Source organism: Azospirillum sp. B4 (genome assembly GCF_000333275.1).
Classification (GTDB): Bacteria; Pseudomonadota; Alphaproteobacteria; order Azospirillales; family Azospirillaceae; genus Nitrospirillum.
In genome coordinates this window covers 1-18,509 of the sequence record NZ_BACU01000671.1, presented here as the reverse complement: position 1 = coordinate 18,509, position 18,509 = coordinate 1, and the positions used below count along the sequence as shown (strand labels likewise).

Genomic DNA, 18,509 nt, shown 5'->3' with positions numbered 1-18,509 from the left:
CAGCTGGGCGGAGCCGAATCCTTTCCACCAGTCCGCCGCCGGCCACGGCGTCACGGCGGCCTTGGGCGCCGGCGCATCCTCCCTCCATCCCGCCGGGGCGGGCAGGTCGGGGCGCTGGTAGTCCGGCCCGACGGAACAGCCGGCCAGCGCCAGCGCGGCCACACCGGCCAGCCAGCGCGCACGGCCAAGGGGCCGAAGAGGGAAAGGGGGTGACATGGGGCAACATCGTCCAGAAGGGGGCACCTTGGGCGGGACGCTACCGCCCGCCACGTTTAGCCAGCATGGGCGATTCATTAACTTTGCTTAATTTGGCCCCAGCCCCACCCCTACCTTGGTTTGGGGCCAAGCGCGCCGGATTTCATTATATTGCACATTATGATAGTGTAAATTTATGCAATTTACACTTGACTGCCCTTAATCAAAACCCCCACCCTCCCTCGACCGCACGAAGACGGTGTGAAATACCGGCCCCCAGCCCTCATGCCAAGGCAGACCACCGCCATGACCCGCCCGACCCGCCGCCTGCTGATCGCCGCCCTGTCCCTGGTCGCCATGCTGCCCCTGGCGCCACGGGCGCAGGCCGAAACCAAGGAACTGCGCATCGCGCAGCAGTTCGGCATCGGCTACCTGCCCTTCATCGTCGCCAAGGAACGCCGGCTGATCGAGGGCCAGGCGGTGAAGGCCGGCATCCCCGCGCCACAGGTGGAGTGGATTCAGCTGTCCGGTGCCGCCGCGATGAACGAGGCGCTGATCGCCGGCAGCCTGGACATCGCCAGCGCCGGCATCGCCCCCATGATCCTGACCTGGGACAAGACGCGGGGCACCGCCGACATCATCGGCGTGGTCGCCCTGGGCTCCATGCCCAACGTGCTGACCAGCAACAACCCGGCGGTCAAAAGCCTGCGCGACTTCACCGACAAGGACCGCATCGCCCTGCCCTCGGTGAAGGTGGGCTTCCAGCCCATCGTGCTGCAGATGGCGGCTGACCAGACCTTCGGCCAATATGACAGGCTGGACCACCTGACGGTCAGCCTGCCCCATCCCGATGCCACCGCCCAGCTGCTGTCCGGCCAGTCGGAGATCACCGCCCACTTCACCTCCCCGCCCTTCGTCCAGCAGCAGCTGGCCAGCGGCAAGGCGCACGCCGTGCTGAACAGCTACGACGTGCTGGGGGGACCGCACACCTTCAACGCCGCCTATTCCACCAAGCGCTTCGTCGAGGCCAATCCCAAGACCATCTCCGCCCTGGTGGCGGCCCTGGATGAGGCCAACGCCTGGATCGCCGCCAACCCGGCGGAAGCCGCCAGGCTGTACATCGCGGCGGAGAAGTCCAAGCTGGACCCCGCCTTCGTCGAGGCCATCATCCGCGACCCGCAGGTGCGCTTCACCACGGCGCCGGAGCGCGCCACCGTCTTTTCCGCCTTCCTGTTCAAGATCGGCCTGATCAAGCGGAACCCCGCCAGTTGGACCGAGTTGTTCCAGCCGGGCCTGGCCACCAAGGCGGGGAGCTGATCGGATGGGCGTGGCCTTGCGCATGGCGGACACCGAACCGCTGTTGAGCCTGGAAAACGTGACCCTGCGCTATGGCCAGGGCGCCTCCGCCGTGACGGCGGTGGAGGACGTCAGCGTGGATCTGGCCGCCGGTGACCGGCTGGTGCTGCTGGGCCCCTCGGGCTGCGGCAAGTCCAGCCTGCTGCGCGCCGTGGGCGGGTTCCAGCCGGTGGATGCCGGGGCCATCCGCCTGCGCGGGGCGCCGGTGGGGCGGCCGGGGCCTGACCGCATGGCCGTCTTCCAGGAATTTGACCAGTTGCTGCCCTGGCGCACGGTGCTGGGCAATGTCCGCTACGCCCTGCAGCGGGGCCGGGGGCTGGACCGCGCGGCGGCGGAAGCCCGGGCTCGGGACTGGATCGGCCGCGTGGGCCTGGCCCGGGTCATGGATGCCCATCCCCACACCCTGTCAGGGGGCATGAAGCAGCGCGTGGCCATCGCCCGCGCCTTCGCCTTGGAACCCGACCTGCTGCTGATGGATGAGCCCTTCGCCGCCCTTGACGCCCTGACCCGCCGGCAGATGCAGGATGAGCTGCTGTCGCTGTGCGAGCAGACGGGCGCCACCGTCCTCTTCGTCACCCACGCCATAGACGAGGCCGTGCGCGTTGGAACCCACGTCCTGACCCTGTCGCCCCACCCCGGCCGCATGGCCGGCCTGGCCGCCATCCCCGCCGCCGCCCGCCAGCGCGGCACCGCCGCCTTCGCCCAGTTGGAGGCGACCTTGCAGGCCGGGCTGCTGGCGACGGAAGCCCATACCGAAGAAGGGGCTCGCCGTCATGGCTGACACCACCCTCACCCTGCCCGCGCCCCGCCGCCTGCATCTGACGGGATGGCGCAAGGGCGTGCTGCTGGCGCTGCTGGCCCTGGCCTGGGAGGGGTACGCCCGCCATCTCGGCAACGCCCTGCTGCTGCCCACCTTCAGCGCCACGCTGACCGCGCTGGTGCAGGGCTTCGCCTCGGGCGAGTTGGTGACCCGCACCGCCACCTCGCTGCAGTTGCTGGTCACCGGCTATGCCTGCGGCCTGGCGGCCGCCGCGGCGCTGACGGCCTTCGCCGCCCTTTCCCGTTGGGGGGCGGAGCTGCTGGAGCTGCTGACCGCCATGCTGAACCCGCTGCCGGCCGTGGCCCTGCTGCCCATCGCCCTGCTGTGGTTCGGCATCGGCGCCCCCAGCCTGGTCTTCGTCATCACCCATGCCGTGCTGTGGCCGGTGGCCCTGGCCTCCTACGCCGGCTTCCGCGCCGTGCCGCGCACCCTGCGCATGGCCGGGCGCAACCTGGGCCTGTCGCCCCTGCGCTTCATCGCCGAGATCCTGATACCCGCCGCCCTGCCGCAAATCCTGGCCGGTCTGCGCTTGGGCTGGGCCTTCGCCTGGCGCACCCTGATCGCCGCCGAATTGGTATTCGGCGTCAGCGCCCGGTCCGGCGGCATCGGCTGGTTCATCTACACCAACCGCGCCCAGTTGGAGACGGCCAACGTCTTCGCCGGGCTGCTGACCATCATCCTCGTGGGCCTGATCGTGGAGACGCTGCTGTTCCGCAGCGCCGCCCGCGCCACCATCCAACGCTGGGGACAGGAACAATGACCGCCGCCGCGCGCACGCCTGACACCATTTCGGATGCCTTCGAAATCCGCGAAATCCCCGGCGTGTTGGGGGCGGAGGTCATCGGCCTGGATCTGAGCCGGCCCCTGCCGGAGCCCGACTTCCGGCGCATCCGCCGCACCCTGGCCGAGCGCCAGGTGGTGGTGGTGCGCGGCCAGGCCGACCTGACACCGGAGCAGCACATCGCCTTCAGCCGCCGCTTCGGCCCGCTGGAGATCCACATCCAGCACCATTTCCACCTGCCCGGCCATCCGGAGATCCTGGTGGTGTCCAACGTCATCGAGGATGGCCGGCCCATCGGCCTGGCCGACGCTGGTCGCTACTGGCATTCCGACCTGTCCTACATGGCCCTGCCCAGCCTGGGCTCCCTGCTGCACGCCCGCGAGATCCCCGAGGACGCGGGCGACACCCTGTTCGCCAGCCTGGCCGCGGCCTACGACGCTCTGCCGGTGGAAACACAGCGGCGCCTGCAGGGCCTGACGGCGGTGCACAGCTACGCCGCCCGCAACCGCGCCCAGCAGGCGGTGACCGGCGCCCTGCGCCCAGGCCTGACAGCGGAACAGGAGGCCAGGGTGCCGCCCGTCGTCCACCCGGTGGTGCGGGCGCATCCCGAGACCGGCCGGCCGTCGCTGTTCATCAGCGAGGGCTTCACCACCCGCATCGTGGAATTGCCGGAGGAAGAGAGCGCCGCTCTGCTGGCCGAACTGTTCGCGCACAGCATCCAGGACCGCTTCATCTACCGCCATCGCTGGCGGCCAGACGACTTGGTCATCTGGGACAACCGCCAGGGCATACATCTCGCCACCGGCGTCCCGCCGGCTGTGCGCCGCACCCTTTATCGCACCACGGTGCAGGGCGACAAACCGGTGGGCATAGGCGCAGCCTAATCAGGGCAGCGCCACCTTGTCCGGCAAGATCATGCCGGGCGTCCAGCCGCTGTCGGCCAGGAAGGCCTTGGCGGTGCCGGCGTCGATGGTCAGGATGCGGGCGACGGCCTGACGCTTTTCCTTGGCCTTGACGTAGTAGGCCTTGGTGATGCGGTAGCCGACCCAATAGGCGAGATCGCCCGGACGCTCCGCCGTGCCGACGCCGTTGTACAGCCACGGCGTCATGTTGGTGGTATCCATGTCGGTGACGAACTGGGTCTCAACCTCCCGCTCACGGCCCTTGGTCCAGGCCTTCAGCCGGACATAGCCGACGTCGCCGGAGATCAGCTCCGCCAGGAACTCGGCCCCCCCCTCGAGCAAGGCGGGGAACAGCAGCACCGGATGCTCCGGCTCATGCTCGGCCGCCGGCTGCTGCACGTGGACGTATTCGTGGGAGACCAGATGGACGAAGCGGTCCTCCGGATTGGGGTCCATCCAGCTGGCGCCACACAGGGCCTCCAGCCCGACCAGGACGCCGGAGGGGCTGGTGGTGCCGCCGGTGTTGCCCTGGCCCACCAGGATGGTGATGGGCGGGAACTTCGCCTGGGGGTACAGCTGCCCCAGGCGGGGCAGGGCCTGGGACAGACGCCGCTTCACCGCCGGCAGCACGTCCAGGCAGGTCTTGGCGTCGGCGAACATCCCGGGACGCTTTTCCATGGCGGCGGCCATGGACTCGCCGGTCAGATGGCGCAAGCCCACGAACTGGCGCAGGCCATCGCTGCCATGATCGAGATAGCCTTGCAGGGCGGCGGCCGTCGGCGCGCCATGGCCGGCGTCATAGACGCGGTAAAAGTCGATCACGTCCTGGATGCGGATTTCCGGCGTCTCCGCCCGCGCCGCCCCATCCGGGACCAACAACCCGACCAGCGCCCCTATCATCATCCCGGCCATCGCCAGCGCCCAGCACCGCATGCCCCGCCCCCCGACTTTATCGGCGGGAATGATGGGCGGCGCCCGGTGACGGCGCAAGCGTCACGGCATTGCCCTTATGGCACATCCGGCCCCACATGCTGGGTGAACCCCGGCCGGCCGGCCAGCCGACCCAGCCAGGCGGCCACCGCCGGGCAATCCGCCCGGCCACCGTTTTCCTCCAGCGGGGTCAGGCGCCAGCGGTTGGCGGACAGGGCCAGGACGATGTCGGCCAGGGTGAAGGTGTCACCGGTGACATGGGAACCCGTGCGGTCCAGCTGCCGGTCCAGGATGGTCATGAGGCGGTTCCAGGCGGCGACGCTGGCCGCGATGTCGGTGGGCCGGTCGTATCCGGGCAGCCGCCGGACCAGCGCCATGAAGGCGTAGCGCCAGGCGCCGTTGAGGTCGCTGACCTGCCAGTCCATCCATTGCTCCACCAGGGCGCGGGCGCGTAGCGGCATGGGCAGCAGGTCGTGCCGGCCCGCCATCATCACCAGATGGCGGCAGATGGTGTTGGACTGCGCCAGCGGCCCGTCCTGGTCGATCCAAACCGGGAATTCGCCATTGGGGTTGAGGGCCAGCAGTTCCCCCCGGCGGCGCACCGCCGCCTCGCCCGCCCAGTCGCCGTCGAACGTGTAGTCCAGGCCGATCTCGGCGCAGGTCCACACCACCTTGCGCACGTTGATGGAGGTGGCGCGGCCGATCAGGGTGCAGGTGTGCGGCATGGGGGCGATCTCCGGGGAAACGGGTGTTGCCCCCAGTTTCACCCGGAAATCCATTTCATGCATGCCCCATCGCGTCCCGGACACGATGTTGGCGCCACACCCTGGCCCACGCCGCTGCTAGATGGCCAGCTTATCCAGGTAGTGGAAGCTCATGCGCGCAGCCTCCATCCGGAGGCGGGCGAAGGGCGGTTCCTGTTCGACATAGAAGTGGGTGACGCCGGCAGCCTGGGCGGCGGGCAGGATACGGTGCCAGTCTAGGGTGCCGCCACCGACCTCCGTCGGATCCATCTTCAGGCGGGTGTTGGGGGCGGCACCGGCCTTCAGGTCCTTCACATGCATCAGGCGGAAGCGGTTGGGGTGGGCCTTCAGCAGGGCCACCGGATCCTTGCCGGCGGCCGCGACCCAGCCGGCGTCCATCTCCATCTTCACGAGGTCCGGGTCGGTCTCGGACAGCAGGATGTCATAGCCGGTGGCGTCGCCCACCACGGTGAATTCCGGGTTGTGGTTATGATAGGCCAGTTGCAGCCCGGCCTTCTTCAGCACCGCGCCCTTTTCGTTGAGGAAGGCGGCGTTGGCCTTCCAGTCCGCCACGGTCAGCTGTGAACCCACGCGGCCCAGGGCGTCGCCCATGCTTTCGCCCGCCTGGGGCGTCACCGGCCGCCCCTCCGGGATCAGGAACAGGGGCATGACGATGTAGGTCAGGCCCAGGGTGTGGGCGTCGCGGATCAGGGCGTCCAGGTCACCGGACAGGCTGACGCCCTGCCCCGGTGACCAGGGCCGCGCCGGAACGTGGGCGCTGTCGCACACCAGGCCGGCGGCCTTGAACGCCGCCGCCAGATCCGCCGCCGACCGGCCATAGAAACCCGGCAGTTCCACGGCGCGATAGCCGATGTCCGCCACCGCCTTCAGAGTGCCGGTCAAATCCTTCTCGGCCGCGTCGCCCAGGGTGTAGAGCTGCAGGCCCACGGGCAGGCCGGCCCCCTTGAAGAAAGGAGCGGGGTTGGCAGCCGACAGGCGCGCGAGGCCGAACCCGGCCAGGGCGGCGGCCCCGCCCAGCAGGGCGCGGCGGCTGGGGGATGGGATCATGGCGGTCCTCCTCATTGGTTTTGGTTATTGTGATCGTACGTCAGCCCAAGCCCAGCAGGGCGCGGTTGCGGGCGGTGTCGACGCCGCTGGCGGCGAAGTCGTCGAAGGCGCGTTCCGTCACCCGGATGATGTGGTCGCGGATGAAGGGCGCGCCCTCACGGGCGCCATCCTCGGGATGTTTCAGGGCGCATTCCCATTCCAGCACGGCCCAGCCGGGATAGTCGTACCGCGCCAATTTGGCGAAGACGGCGCCGAAGTCCACCTGCCCATCGCCCAGGGAGCGGAAGCGGCCCGGCCGTTCCACCCAGGGCAGATATCCGCCGTAGACGCCCACCCGCCCGTCGGGCCGGAACTCCGCGTCCTTCACATGGAAAGCGCGGATGCGGGAATGGTAGCGGTCGATGAAGGCCAGGTAGTCCAGCTGCTGCAGGACGAAGTGGCTGGGATCGTACAGGATGGTGGCGCGCGGATGCTGGCCCACCTGCGCCAGGAAGCGTTCGAAGGTGGCGCCGTCGAACAGATCCTCCCCCGGGTGCAGTTCGAAGCACAGGTCGACGCCGGCGGCGTCGAAGGCGGCCAGGATGGGGTGCCAGCGGCGGGCCAGCTCAGCGAAGGCCTCCTCCACCAAGCCCGCCGGCCGTTGCGGCCAGGGGTACATGTAGGGCCAGGCCAAGGCGCCGGAGAAGGTGGCGTGCGCCGTCAGGCCCAGGTTGCGGCTGACGCGGGCCGCCAGTATCAGCTGGTTCACCGCCCACTCCTGGCGGGCCTGGGGCCGTCCACGCACCGCCGCCGGAGCGAAGCCGTCGAACAAGGTGTCATAGGCCGGATGCACCGCCACCAGTTGGCCCTGCAGGTGGGTGGACAGCTCCGTCACCACCAGGCCGTGGTCGGCCAGGGTGCCGGCGAACTCCTGCGCGTAGTCCACGCTGTCCGCCGCCTTTTCCAGATCCAGCAAGGCACCCGGCCCCGTCGGCACCTGCACGCCCTTATAGCCCAAGGCGGCCGCCCAGCCGGCCAAGCCGTCCAGGGTGTCGAAGGGTGCGGTGTCACCCGCGAACTGGGCCAGGAAAATGCCGGGGCCTTTGATCGTCTTCATATGTCTGTTTCCCTTATCCCCAGAGGCCCGGGCTTACAGATCGACCCAGCCGGCGCCGTTGGCGGCCACGGCGCGGGCGACGAAGGCCATGCCCCGCAGCCCGTCGTGGATGGTGGGCACCGCCGTGCCCGACAGGCCCTGACCCAACCCAATGGCCTGGGCGAAGTCGCGGTAGATGTTGGCGAAGGCCTCGATGAAGCCCTCGGGATGGCCGGTGGGCAGGCGCGCCGGTCCCCGCCCCGCCGGGGAAAGATAGGGGCTGGCGGCGTGTAGCACCTGGGTGGGCCGGTCCAGCCAGTTCAGGGTCAGCACATCGGGCTGTTCATGGCACCAGTCCAGTCCGCCCTTCTCGCCATAGACCCGCAGGCGCAGGCCGTTGCGGTCCCCCGCCGCCACTTGGCTGGCCACCAGCACACCCGGCACGCCTTGGCCGAGGCGCAACAGGATGTTGCAGTCGTCATCCAGCCGGCGGCCGGGCACCACGCTGTTGAGGTCGGCGTTCAGCCGGGTGACGCCCAGGCCGCTGACGAACTCCGCCACGTTGAAGGCGTGCACGCCGATGTCGCCGATGCAGCCGCCCAGGCCAGACTGCGCCGGGTCCGCCCGCCAGGCGGCTTGGGCGTTGTCCGTCTTCTCCACCGCATCCGACAGCCAGCCCTGGGAGTATTCCACCACCACCTTGCGGACGTCGCCCAGATCACCCCGCCGCACCAGGGCCCGCGCCTCCCGCACCAGGGGATAGCCTGTGTAGGTGTAGGTCAGGCCATACAGGCGGCCGGTATCGGCCACCACCCGGGCCAGGCTCTCCGCCTCCTCCAAGGTCGCGGTCGCGGGCTTGTCGCTCAGCACGTGGAGACCTGATTCCAGTGCCGCCTTGGCCACGGGAAAATGCAGGTGGTTAGGGGTGACGATGGCCACGAACTGGGCGCCATCGGGCCGCACCGCCTCAGCCGCCATCATCTGGCGGTAGTCGCCATAGGCGCGGCCGGGATCGATGCCATAGCCCCGGGCGGCGGCCTTGGACCTCCCCTCATCCCGGCTGAAGGCGCCGGCCACCAGGCGGATACGCCCGTCCAACTCGGCCGCCATGCGATGCACCGGCCCGATGAAGGAACCCGGCCCACCACCCACCATGGCCATGCGGATCACATTGTCGGACATGGGACACTCCCTCCCGAAGGACTTACGCCTGGATCATGAAATCGATTACATGATCCTAGCAGTGAAGCCATGTCCTCGCAACTCTTGCAGGCGGCGCGGAACGAAAGCACCCTTCAGCCCCATGCCGACCATCCAAGACGTGGCCCGCCAGGCCCGGGTTTCCACCGCCACCGTTTCCCGCGTCCTGAGCACCCCAGAGGTGGTCAGCGAGGCCACGCGCGAACGGGTGATGAGCGCCGTCGACGCGCTGGGATATGAGCCCAACCACGCGGCCAAGAGCCTGCGCACCCTGCGCACGGCGAAGATCGTGGTGACGGTGCCCGACATCTCCAACCCCTTCTTCTCCAGCGTCATCCGCGGGGCGGAAGAGGCGGCACAGGCCGCCGGCTATTCCCTGCTGCTGGGCGACACCCGTAACATGGCGGAGCGGGAGGAGCAGTACGCCGGCATGCTGCGCCGCAAAGAGGCGGACGGCCTGATTTTCCTGGGCCACCGCCTACCCGCCACCCTGGCCGGCCTGATCGCCCGCCAAGGCACCCGGGCACCGGTGGTCAACGGCTGCGAATTCAGCCCCGAGTTGGGCGTGTCCAGCGCCCACATCGACAACGCGGCGGCGGCGGAAGAAGCGATGGATCTGCTGTACGGCCTGGGCCACCGCGACATCGGCGTCATCACCGGCCCGCTGGCCAGCCCCATCAGCCGTGACCGCCTGAAGGGTGTGCACACCGCCGCCGGACGCCACCAGGCCAACACCCAACTGCGCGTGGCCACCGGCGATTTCACCGTGGAATCGGGGGAGCGGGAGGCGAGGTCCCTGCTGGCCGGCACCGGCGGCCCCACAGCCCTGTTCTGCTTCAGCGATGAGATGGCCATGGGCGCACTGGCCGCCATCCGCCAGGCCGGCCGCCGCTGCCCAGACGACATCTCCCTGGTGGGGTTCGACGACATTCGCTTCGCCCGCTACCTGGACCCGGCGCTGACCACCGTCAACCAGCCCATGGAAGAGATCGGGCGGACGGCAGTGGCGTTGCTGCTGGAGATACTGGGCGGCACCCAGCCCGGCCCGCGCTCCATCACCCTGCCCCACCACCTGGTCGTCCGGGGCAGCACGGCGCGGGCGAAAGCTTAGGCCGCCCTCCGGTCCTGCGCCTTGATGGCGATTTACGCCGTCAGCAGGCCGCCGTTCGGTCCCAGGGGCCCAGCCAGCAGGTCCGCCGGCGCCGGGCGCCCCTTGAAGTGGTCCAGGAAGGCGCGGGCGGCGCGCAGATCCGTCGTTTCCGACCCGCCGTCGAAGCGTGGCAGCAACCCGGACAGCAGGTCCGGCGCGTCATCGCGCCCGCCGGCACGCGAACGCAAACGCGCCAGGCTGATGGCCGCACGCACCTGCCAGGACAGGGCCCGGTGCCGCCCCGCCAACTCCAGCGCCTCGCGGAACAGGGCTTCCGGTTCCGCCGTCCAGCCCTGTCCGGCCAACAACTCTCCGCGCAGGCGCATCAGTTCCGGCAAGCACCAGCCTTCCTCGTTGCGGCGAGACCGTTCCAGGCCGCTGTCGATCAGGTCAAGGGCTTCCGCCGTCGCCCCGGCCCGCCCCAGGACCAGCGCCACCTCACGCAGCAGGACGTTGAAGCGGGGATGGGATAGGTCCCGCAAGGTCTTCAACGCGCGCGACACCGGCGCGGGATCGGCATGGACGCCGGCACGCTTGGCGTGGATCAGCAACTCGAAGCAGCCCGCCCAGTCCCGCCACATCATCATGCCGTGACGCTCGGCCAGGGCCAGCAACATCTGGCCATAGTGCTGCGCCGCGGCCACGTCCCCCATCAGCAACGCCGTCGGACAGGCCGACTGGCCCAGGACAAGGCAGTTGGTGAGGGCATGGCCGACGGTGTCCGCATCCTCCAGACAGGTGCGCATTTCCACCTGCGCCCGCCCCACCTGCCCCAGCAGCCAGGCCAGGCCGGCCAGGGTGCCTTCGGCCACCACTCGTTGGTTGGCGTGGAAGCGCATGATCTGGCCGGGGGGTGCCGCCATCCGGCCCAGGCGGATCGCGGCCTCGGTATGCCGCACACCGCCCTCGTGATCCCCCATGATGTACAGCGACGCGCCGATCATCCGTTCCGCCAGGGCCGGCGCCGCGCGGTCCGGATGGGCAACCGCCATGGCCTGAAAGCGTCGGGCCAGGCCCAGCGTGTCGCGCAGGCGGCCCAGGTCGAAATAAATCATCCAGATACCGACCAGGGCCTGCAGCTGGCACCCTTCGTCCTGCAACCGTTCCGCCATGGACAGAACGGCTTCCCACACCCGCACCGCCTCGTCCCCCTGAGCTTCGGTGATGGTGTAAGCCATGCCCTTCAGGGTCAGCAGCTGCAGCTGTTGGCGCTCGTCCGCGAAGGGATACGGCAAGGCCAAGGCCTCACTAGCCCAGCGCCCGGCCTCCGCCCACATCGAGAGGCGCGCCCACACGGGCATGGCCGCCAGCGTCAGGGCCCGCATCCCGACAGTGTCGGCACTCTGGAACCAGGTCAGCGCCAGGCGGATGTTGTGGATCTCGGACGCGTGGCGGGCCAACATCTCCGATGCCGGCAGCGTCTCCCACTGTGGCGCCGCGGCGGACATGAGGGCCAGGTAGTGGGCGGCATGGCGCCGACCAATGGCGTCCAGCTCACCGCTGGCCACCAGCTGCTCGCGGGCGTAAGCGCGGATGGTGTCCAGGAGACGCAGGCGCGGCTGATCCCCCCCCGCACCGGCCACCACCAACGACTTCGCCATCAGGCTGGCGATGGGATCCTCCGCCGGCGTGGCGTCATCCCGATCCAGCGCCACGGCCTGGACGGCCGCCAGGTCGAAGCCGCCGGCGAACACGCCAAGACGGTTCAGCACCCGTTGTTCCACCGGCGACAGCAGGGCATAGCTCCAGTCAAAGGCGGCGCGCAGGGTCTGGTGCCGCGCGGCGGCCGTGCGCCGTCCCCTGACCAGCAGGCGGAAGCGGTCATCCAGGCGGGCGGCCATGCCGGCCACGCCGTGGGCCGCCACCGGACCCGCCGCCAGTTCCAACCCTAGGGGGATGCCGTCCAGGCGGCGGCAGATCTCCGCCACCGCCGGTGCCTCCGCGTCGCTCAGTTCGAAGCCGCCCAGGTTGGCGGCCACACGGTCGACGAACAGCTGCACGGCCGCATGGCTCAGCGCCTGGGCCGCCGTCAGCCCCTCGGTGGCGGCGGGAACTGCCAGGCCCGTCAGGCGCTGGATCACCTCCCCCTCCGCCCCCAGCGGCTCGCGGCTGGTGGCCAGGATGTCGATGCCGGGCGCCCCCGCCAGGATGGCCTCCACCAGGGGGGCCAGGGCGCCCACCACTGGTTCGCAACTGTCCAGGATCAACAGCATGCGGCGGGGCCGCAGATAAGCCACCAGCGGCGGCAACGGATCCTGCGCCTGTATGTGCGGGGCCAGACGCGAGGCGACCAAGGCCGGCACCAGGGCGCCATCCGTCAGAAAGGAGAGGTCGATGAAGCCGACACCATCGGGGTAGCGGCCGGCCACCTCTGGCGCCAGGGCCAACGCCACCGTGGTCTTGCCGATACCGCCGGGTCCGACGATGGTCAACAGGCGGGAACGCCCCAACCGGACCGCCACGGCGGCGATGACGTCGGCCCGCCCCACCGGTCGGGACAGGTGCTGCGGCAGGGGTGGCGCCACCAGCACCGGCGCCGCCTGGGCCCCCTGGTCAGCAGGCAGGATCTGGCGATGCACCGGCCGGGTGAAGCGATAGCCCTGGCCGGACACGAACAGGATGTGGGGCTGGCCGTCGGGGGTGTCGCCCAGGGCCTGACGCAGCTTGGCCACCTGGACCCGCAGGTTGTTCTCACCGACATGGGTGGTGGGCCAGGCGCGCGCCACCAGCTCATCCTTGGGGACGATGGCGCCCGCCCGCTCCACCAGGGCCGTCAGGATGTCCAGCGCCCGGCCGCCGATGCCGACGGGCCGGTCCGACGTCAGCAACTGGCGCGCGGGATAAAGGTTGAACGTGCCGAAGCGGTAGACGACCTCGCCCCCGTCCGGGCCAGGTGTGCAGGAAGAAGTGGAAGCGGACGGGGACATGAGTGGTCGCGATCGCGAAGAAGTTTCAGGTCTGCCCAATCTGCCAAAACACCGTCCGCCGGCAAACCATTGTTGTGAATAAGCGACCGCGGTCGCTGGATTTTATTTGTCAGTCCTTTTCTAATCACCGCCTGCTCGTCACCGCCCGCTCGGCCCCATCTGCCGCAGGCGCCGCCAGCGGCTGGGCGTCTCCCCGCGGGAGCGACGGAACAGGCGGGAGAAGTGGGCCTGGTCGCTGAAGCCGCAGACGCCGGCGATGTCCGCCAGCGAGGCATCGCCCCCCAGCATGAGCTGGGCGGCCCTGGCCACGCGCCTCTCGATGATGAAATTGCGGGGAGAAATGCCCAGGCTGCGCCGGAAGGCGGCGCAGAAATGGCTGCGGCTCAGCTGGATCAGGTCGGCCAACATCTCGTTCGATAGGTCGACGGCCAGATTGGCGTCGATATAGGCCACCACCCGCCGGATTTGCCAGGGTGCCAGACCGCCCGTCGCCCGCGCCTCGGCGGGCATGGCGTGCTGCTCCACCTCACCATCGGACGACATCAGCACCAGGATGCGGGCGATGCGGTCCCTGGTGACGTCCAGGTCCCGGTCGAACGCCTGCCGCGCCTGGTGCAACAGCTCGGCGATGGTCGACGACAGCTCATCGGCGTCCGGGGCTGGAGGATGGAAATGGGCGATGGACATGACCTGGCTTGACCGGCAGCAAGGGAAAGCCAGGTCACGGACCCTGGCTTTCCCATCATGGCGGCGACGCCGGGCGGCTTCGAGTTAACCGGTGCAAAGGGCCGTTAAGTTTGGCGGCCGGCCAGCGGACTGGGCCGCCCGCAGGGTGCCAATCAGGGCATCCGCGGTCCTGATGTCGCTGGATGAGGCCGCCGGATCGAAGCGGTCGCGCACCTCCTGCAACAAGGCCAACGCCGCGTCCGCGCGTTGGCGGGCATGCCACAGCCGGGCCTGGGTGATCGCGATACGCAAGGACCAGGACAAGGCGCCTTGCTTCCCCGCCAGCAGGGCGGCCCGGTGCAAAAGGTCGTCCGCCTCTGCCGGCGCCCCCGCCACCGCCTGAGCCGCCGCCTGGTGGCGCATCAGTTCGGGCTGGCACCAGGTGCCCTCACGCCCGCTGGCCAGGTGCACGGCCGGCTGCCAACCCAGCGTGGCCAGGGTGTCCAGCTGCTGGGCCGTGGTCGCCGGCGACAGCGCGGTTTCCTGCCCCAGCACACAGGCGTACCCTTGGGCCCAGGCGTCCCAGTGATGCAAGGCACCGCCGGCGGTGCGCTGTCGCAATAGGCCATTCAGGTGCCCCGCCCAGTCGTGGTCGCCCAGCCACAGGGCAACCGGAATGGCGCCCAGGGCCAACCCGACGCACATCGTCAGATCGTGGTCCAGGCGCAGGGCCTCCGCCGCGCAGTAACGCGCCGCCTCCAACGCTCGGCCAAGGTCACCCCTCAGCCAATGGATGCGCGCCAGCGAGGTCATCAGGGTCAGCCGGCTGTCGATCTTGGCATGATTGACCCGGCCCCCGCCCAGAAAGGCCTGGTCGCGGCGCAGGATGCCTTCCAACAAGGCCTGGGCCTGGCGCTGGTCACCCAGGAAATGGACGGTCAGGGCGCGCATATGATCAGCCGACTGCAGGCTGGCCATGTCGCCCAGGTCGCGGGCCGGACCGCTGAAGCGCTCGGCCAACGGCAGGCTGTCGGCGTAATCGCCGGCTTCCAGCTTCTGTGCCCAGCGTCCCCACAGCCCCCGCATTTCCAGCGGACGTTCCCGCAGGCGGCGGCCCAGCGCTTCCGCCTGTTCAAAGGCCTGGGCCATGGCAGGCGTCGGGCCCTGGGCATGCCAGACGGCATGGCCATAGGCCACCAGCAGTTCCCCGTGCTCCGCCGTCTCCCCCCATTCGGCGCCGGCCGCGGCGTCCACCGCCCGCTGCGCCAGATCCAGGATCTCACCCTGCAGCGACAGGTGGAACCACAAGGGCGCGATGGCGATGATCAGCGACAGGCTGAGGGCCGGGTCGCCATCCGGCCCCAGCGCCCAGTCCAGCGCGGCCCGGATGTCGTCCACGTGGCGGGATTGGCGCTCCAGATAATCCACCGGGGCCTTGCCGCTCCACGCGGGTTCCAGGTCGGCGAACAGGCGGCGGCAGTACAGCGCGTGGGCGCGGTGCACGGCCGCATGCCCCGGCTGTTCCACCAGGCGGTCATGGGCGTACTGACGGGTGATGGCCAACAGGGAGTACCGCGTCTCGCCGTTCACCGTCTCCAGGGCGACCATGGACTTGGCCACCAGCTCGCTGACCGCGTCCATGACCGCCAATTCGTCGATGTCATCCGACGCGGCGATCGCCATGGCGGCACGGATGTCGAAGCTACCGCGAAAGACAGACAGCCGCGACAGCACGGTCCGCTCCGCCGTCTGCAACAAGTCGAAACTCCAATCCAGGGTGGCGCGCAGCGTTTCCTGCCGCGGCGGGGCCGTGCGGCGCCCCCGGCCCAAGATGGTGAACCGCTCGTTCAGCGCCGCCATCAGCGCCTGGACATCCAGACGGCCGGTACGGGCGGCGGCCAGTTCGATGGCCAGCGGGATGCCGTCCAGCCGGCGGCAAATGGCCGCCACCGCCGCCACGGCTTCCGCCGTCAACTCCAGCCCATCGCCAGCGGCCGCCCGGTCCAGGAACATGGCCACGGCGGAATGGCGACGGATCTCCTCCGGATCGGTGACCGCGATGGGCGGGACGGACAGGCTGGCCAGGCGGTGCACCCATTCCCCTTCCGCCCGCAGAGGTTCCCGGCTGGTGGCCAGGATGGTCAGGGCGGGGCAGGCCTTCAACAGCCGTTCCACCAGGGCGGCGGCCGCCTCAACCAGGTGCTCGCAATTGTCCACCACCAGGAACTGGCGGCCGTCGCGCAGGGCCTGGATGGCGTCGGCGATGCCGTCATCCGAGAGCGACGGGGCCAACCCCAGACCGGCCGCCAGGGTGGCGGGCAGCCGCGGGGCATCGGTCACCGGCGACAGGTCGACGAAGCTGACGCCGACGTCCTCATCCGCCGCCAGCCGGCGCGACAGGGCCAGCGCCACCGTGGTCTTGCCGATGCCACCCGCCCCGACCAGGGTGACCAGGCGGCGGGTGGCGACACGGGCCAGCAGCTGGTCCACGACCGCCGTCCGGCCGATGACCCGGTCCAGCGATATGGGCAGGGGAACGGCATTGCCACCGGCGATCGCGCCGGGCGTGCGCTGGGTCACCGGCACCACCAGGCGGTAGCCGCGGCCGACATGGTTCACGATGTAGCGGGCGCCCGCCTGGCCATCACCGAGCGCGCGTCGCAACCCGGACATGTGCACCCGAAGCGCGCTGTCTTCCACCGTCGTGTTGGTCCACACCGCCGCCAGCAGCTCGTCCCGTCCCACCAGCTGGCCGGCCCGCAGGATCAAGGCCACCAGGATGTCCAGCGCCCGGTCGCCCAGGCGCACAGGCGCGCCGCCTTTCAGCAGCACGCGATCGGGAAGATGAAGTTCACAATCGCCGAATGAGAAGATTTGCCGCTGCGGCATCGTCACATCCAGGTTGGGGCTCAAGACGGAAATGCGGAGTCATCGAGGCGGCGGGTCGGGAGAATCAAATGGCTGTACAGGCTAGGGACGGACGCATCCACAATCTTGTCAATTATGGGGGTTTTTGAACAAGGGAGTGCAGCGAAATAGGTATGCGGGGGCATCGCCTGGGCAATCCCGGCAGCCGATGCGGCCATCTTGATGCGAACGGCGACGCGTCATGTCCTAAGCATGTTCAAAACCAGGTTGAGGCGTCCAATCGGCCCCTGGGGAATTCAGGCATGGTCCGGCTTGCCCGTTTCCCACCAGAGACCCGCCATGACCCAAGCCCGTATCGCCGCCGTCCCGCTTGGCCCTGCCGCGCTCCCGTTCCGGAAGGGGGGGTGAGGCATGGATGGTTCCCGCACGCGCCCCCCCCTCCGTATCCGCATCGTCGGAGGCTCCCTGGGCGGGCTGTTCGCCGCCGCCCTGCTGCGACGGGATGGGCATGACGTCCGCATCTATGAGCGGTCGGCCGGTGGCCTGGATGGCCGCGGCGCCGGCCTGGTCAGTCAGCGGGAACTGTTCGCCCTGCTGCGGGCCGTGGAGTGCGAGCATGTGGCCCGTATCGGCGTGGTGGCGTTCGAGCGTATCTTCCTCGACCGAGACGGCGGCGTCGCGGAGCGGCACGAGACGCCACAAACGCAGATTTCCTGGGACACCCTGTACCGGGCCATCCGGGGCAAGGTCACCGACGATGAATACCGGCTAGGGCGATCCGTCCGTGCCGCGTCCCAAGGCGCACACGGCGCCCGCCTGCTGTTCGAGGACGGCGGGGCGGAGGACGCCGACTTGGTCATCGGTGCCGACGGCCTAGGATCCGTCGTGCGCGAGGCGGTGACCGGCGTGCCGTCGCCCAACAGCTACGCCGGCTACGTCGCCTGGCGCGGCCTGATCGCGGAGGAGGATCTGCCGCCGGAGGCCGCCATCCTGCGCGACCGCTTCGCCTTCCACATGGCGCCCCGGTCACAGGCCCTGGGCTATCTCGTGCCCGGACCGGGTGGCGAGATAGCCGCCGGCTCCCGGCGTTACAACTGGGTCTGGTATCGGCCGGTTCCGACCGCCGCCCTGCCCGCCACGCTGACGGACGGCGACGGCCGCTTCCATCCCCATTCCCTGGGCCCCGGGCAGGTGCCGGCGCCGGTGGTGGCCACCCTGAAGGCGGACGCGCGGCGCCTGTTGCCGCCGCCTTTCGCCGCCGTGGCGACAGCGGCGGCGCAGCCCTTCGTGCAGGCCATCTTCGACTATGAAGCGCCCGTCATGGCGGCAGGCCATATCGCCCTGCTGGGCGACGCGGCCGTCGTGGTGAGGCCGCACACCGCCATGGGCGTGGCCAAAGCGGCCGGCGACGCCCTGGCCCTGCGCCGCCATCTGGCCGAGGCGCCGACGGTGACCGACGCCCTGGCCCTCTACAGCCATGACCGCTGCGCCGCCGGCTCCGCCATCGCCGCCTATGGCCGTCGCCTGGGCGCCAGCCTGGAGTGACCTAACCGATGGATGCCGTTACCACCCCCACCCTGCCGCCCATTCGCAACCCCTGGCTGGCCCCCTTGCTGCGCACCGCCGTGCTGGCGGCGGCCGGCGCCCTGGTCTGGACGGTGGCCGGCCATTGGGACCGCTGGATGGGCGCCGCCCGCCACCAGTCCTCCGCCGACGCCTACGTCACCGGCGACCTGACGCCCTTGTCGGCCAAGGTGTCCGGCTACATCCAGGCCGTCGCGCTCGACGACTTCCAGAGGGTGCGCAAGGGCGACCTGATCGCCCTGAT

Annotated in this window: 14 protein-coding genes and 2 pseudogenes; 7 read left to right on the top strand and 9 right to left on the bottom strand. The window is 69.8% G+C overall.

Features of this window, described 5'->3' with window-relative positions; all coding sequences use genetic code 11:
• Nucleotides 1–216: pseudogene (locus I55_RS36540) on the bottom strand (hypothetical protein); the annotation flags it as partial.
• Nucleotides 217–501: 285 nt separating this feature from the next.
• Between I55_RS36540 and I55_RS30460 the strand changes: the two are divergent.
• Genes I55_RS30460 through I55_RS30445 form a run of 4 tightly spaced genes read left to right on the top strand, consistent with a single transcriptional unit; the run spans nucleotide 502 to nucleotide 4,036 of the window.
• Nucleotides 502–1,512 (top strand): ABC transporter substrate-binding protein, encoded by a 1,011-nt coding sequence (locus tag I55_RS30460; RefSeq protein WP_044564483.1) that lies wholly within the window; start codon nucleotides 502–504, stop codon nucleotides 1,510–1,512.
• A gap of 4 nt (nucleotides 1,513–1,516) precedes the next feature.
• Entirely contained in the window at nucleotides 1,517–2,332 is an 816-nt protein-coding gene (locus tag I55_RS30455; protein WP_044564479.1) for an ABC transporter ATP-binding protein, read from the top strand.
• Nucleotides 2,325–3,131 (top strand): ABC transporter permease, encoded by an 807-nt coding sequence (locus tag I55_RS30450; protein WP_044564478.1) that lies wholly within the window; start codon nucleotides 2,325–2,327, stop codon nucleotides 3,129–3,131. Before I55_RS30455 ends, I55_RS30450 begins: the two co-directional genes overlap by 8 nt.
• Nucleotides 3,128–4,036 (top strand): TauD/TfdA family dioxygenase, encoded by a 909-nt coding sequence (locus I55_RS30445; RefSeq protein WP_044564477.1) that lies wholly within the window; start codon nucleotides 3,128–3,130, stop codon nucleotides 4,034–4,036. The genes I55_RS30450 and I55_RS30445 overlap by 4 nt, the downstream gene beginning before the upstream one ends.
• Here the strand turns inward: I55_RS30445 and I55_RS30440 are convergent, their stop codons facing one another.
• From I55_RS30440 to I55_RS30420, 5 genes are all read right to left on the bottom strand, one after another.
• Nucleotides 4,037–4,987 carry a DUF2268 domain-containing putative Zn-dependent protease gene (locus I55_RS30440; protein WP_044564476.1) on the bottom strand — a complete coding sequence of 317 codons (951 nt, stop codon included), beginning with the start codon at nucleotides 4,985–4,987 and terminating at the stop codon, nucleotides 4,037–4,039.
• Nucleotides 4,988–5,061: 74 nt separating this feature from the next.
• On the bottom strand, nucleotides 5,062–5,772 hold the full coding sequence (locus I55_RS30435; RefSeq protein WP_199902777.1) for a glutathione S-transferase C-terminal domain-containing protein: 711 nt from the start codon (nucleotides 5,770–5,772) through the stop codon (nucleotides 5,062–5,064).
• A 54-nt stretch (nucleotides 5,773–5,826) separates the two neighbouring features.
• Nucleotides 5,827–6,795 carry a sugar phosphate isomerase/epimerase gene (locus I55_RS30430; protein WP_199902776.1) on the bottom strand — a complete coding sequence of 323 codons (969 nt, stop codon included), beginning with the start codon at nucleotides 6,793–6,795 and terminating at the stop codon, nucleotides 5,827–5,829.
• Between the two features lie 40 nt (nucleotides 6,796–6,835).
• Entirely contained in the window at nucleotides 6,836–7,891 is a 1,056-nt protein-coding gene (locus I55_RS30425; protein ID WP_044564473.1) for a sugar phosphate isomerase/epimerase, read from the bottom strand.
• Between the two features lie 33 nt (nucleotides 7,892–7,924).
• Nucleotides 7,925–9,052, bottom strand: coding sequence for a Gfo/Idh/MocA family protein (locus tag I55_RS30420; RefSeq protein WP_044564472.1), 1,128 nt, complete (start codon nucleotides 9,050–9,052; stop codon nucleotides 7,925–7,927).
• A 121-nt stretch (nucleotides 9,053–9,173) separates the two neighbouring features.
• On the opposite strand from I55_RS30420, the gene I55_RS30415 reads away from it, so the two are divergent.
• A complete protein-coding gene (locus I55_RS30415) occupies nucleotides 9,174–10,181 on the top strand; it encodes a LacI family DNA-binding transcriptional regulator (protein WP_044564471.1) in 1,008 nt (335 codons plus the stop codon).
• 32 nt (nucleotides 10,182–10,213) lie between these two features.
• Here I55_RS30415 and I55_RS30410 read toward each other — a convergent pair whose 3' ends face one another.
• The 3 genes from I55_RS30410 to I55_RS30400 all read right to left on the bottom strand — a co-directional run bounded on the left by I55_RS30410 (nucleotide 10,214) and on the right by I55_RS30400 (nucleotide 16,702).
• Nucleotides 10,214–13,147, bottom strand: coding sequence for a winged helix-turn-helix domain-containing protein (locus tag I55_RS30410; protein ID WP_049974656.1), 2,934 nt, complete (start codon nucleotides 13,145–13,147; stop codon nucleotides 10,214–10,216).
• Nucleotides 13,148–13,285: 138 nt separating this feature from the next.
• Nucleotides 13,286–13,834 carry a helix-turn-helix domain-containing protein gene (locus tag I55_RS30405; RefSeq protein ID WP_044564470.1) on the bottom strand — a complete coding sequence of 183 codons (549 nt, stop codon included), beginning with the start codon at nucleotides 13,832–13,834 and terminating at the stop codon, nucleotides 13,286–13,288.
• Between the two features lie 84 nt (nucleotides 13,835–13,918).
• Complete coding sequence (locus I55_RS30400; protein ID WP_148294058.1) at nucleotides 13,919–16,702, bottom strand: winged helix-turn-helix domain-containing protein; 2,784 nt, start codon at nucleotides 16,700–16,702, stop codon at nucleotides 13,919–13,921.
• Nucleotides 16,703–17,092: 390 nt separating this feature from the next.
• Between I55_RS30400 and I55_RS30395 the strand changes: the two genes are divergently transcribed.
• On the top strand, nucleotides 17,093–18,226 hold the full coding sequence (locus I55_RS30395; protein WP_044564469.1) for an FAD-dependent monooxygenase: 1,134 nt from the start codon (nucleotides 17,093–17,095) through the stop codon (nucleotides 18,224–18,226).
• Nucleotides 18,227–18,234: 8 nt separating this feature from the next.
• Nucleotides 18,235–18,509, top strand: a pseudogene (locus I55_RS30390) (hypothetical protein); the annotation flags it as partial.

Bases quoted from the DNA above. Each gene is read 5' to 3' on its own strand.
- I55_RS30460 (WP_044564483.1), top strand. From the start codon at position 502: ATGACCCGCCCGACCCGCCGCCTGCTGATCGCCGCCCTGTCCCTGGTC.
- I55_RS30455 (WP_044564479.1), top strand. From the start codon at position 1,517: ATGGGCGTGGCCTTGCGCATGGCGGACACCGAACCGCTGTTGAGCCTG.
- I55_RS30450 (WP_044564478.1), top strand. From the start codon at position 2,325: ATGGCTGACACCACCCTCACCCTGCCCGCGCCCCGCCGCCTGCATCTG.
- I55_RS30445 (WP_044564477.1), top strand. From the start codon at position 3,128: ATGACCGCCGCCGCGCGCACGCCTGACACCATTTCGGATGCCTTCGAA.
- I55_RS30440 (WP_044564476.1), bottom strand. From the start codon at position 4,987: ATGCGGTGCTGGGCGCTGGCGATGGCCGGGATGATGATAGGGGCGCTG.
- I55_RS30435 (WP_199902777.1), bottom strand. From the start codon at position 5,772: ATGCATGAAATGGATTTCCGGGTGAAACTGGGGGCAACACCCGTTTCC.
- I55_RS30430 (WP_199902776.1), bottom strand. From the start codon at position 6,795: ATGATCCCATCCCCCAGCCGCCGCGCCCTGCTGGGCGGGGCCGCCGCC.
- I55_RS30425 (WP_044564473.1), bottom strand. From the start codon at position 7,891: ATGAAGACGATCAAAGGCCCCGGCATTTTCCTGGCCCAGTTCGCGGGT.
- I55_RS30420 (WP_044564472.1), bottom strand. From the start codon at position 9,052: ATGTCCGACAATGTGATCCGCATGGCCATGGTGGGTGGTGGGCCGGGT.
- I55_RS30415 (WP_044564471.1), top strand. From the start codon at position 9,174: ATGCCGACCATCCAAGACGTGGCCCGCCAGGCCCGGGTTTCCACCGCC.
- I55_RS30410 (WP_049974656.1), bottom strand. From the start codon at position 13,147: ATGTCCCCGTCCGCTTCCACTTCTTCCTGCACACCTGGCCCGGACGGG.
- I55_RS30405 (WP_044564470.1), bottom strand. From the start codon at position 13,834: ATGTCCATCGCCCATTTCCATCCTCCAGCCCCGGACGCCGATGAGCTG.
- I55_RS30400 (WP_148294058.1), bottom strand. From the start codon at position 16,702: ATGCCGCAGCGGCAAATCTTCTCATTCGGCGATTGTGAACTTCATCTT.
- I55_RS30395 (WP_044564469.1), top strand. From the start codon at position 17,093: ATGGATGGTTCCCGCACGCGCCCCCCCCTCCGTATCCGCATCGTCGGA.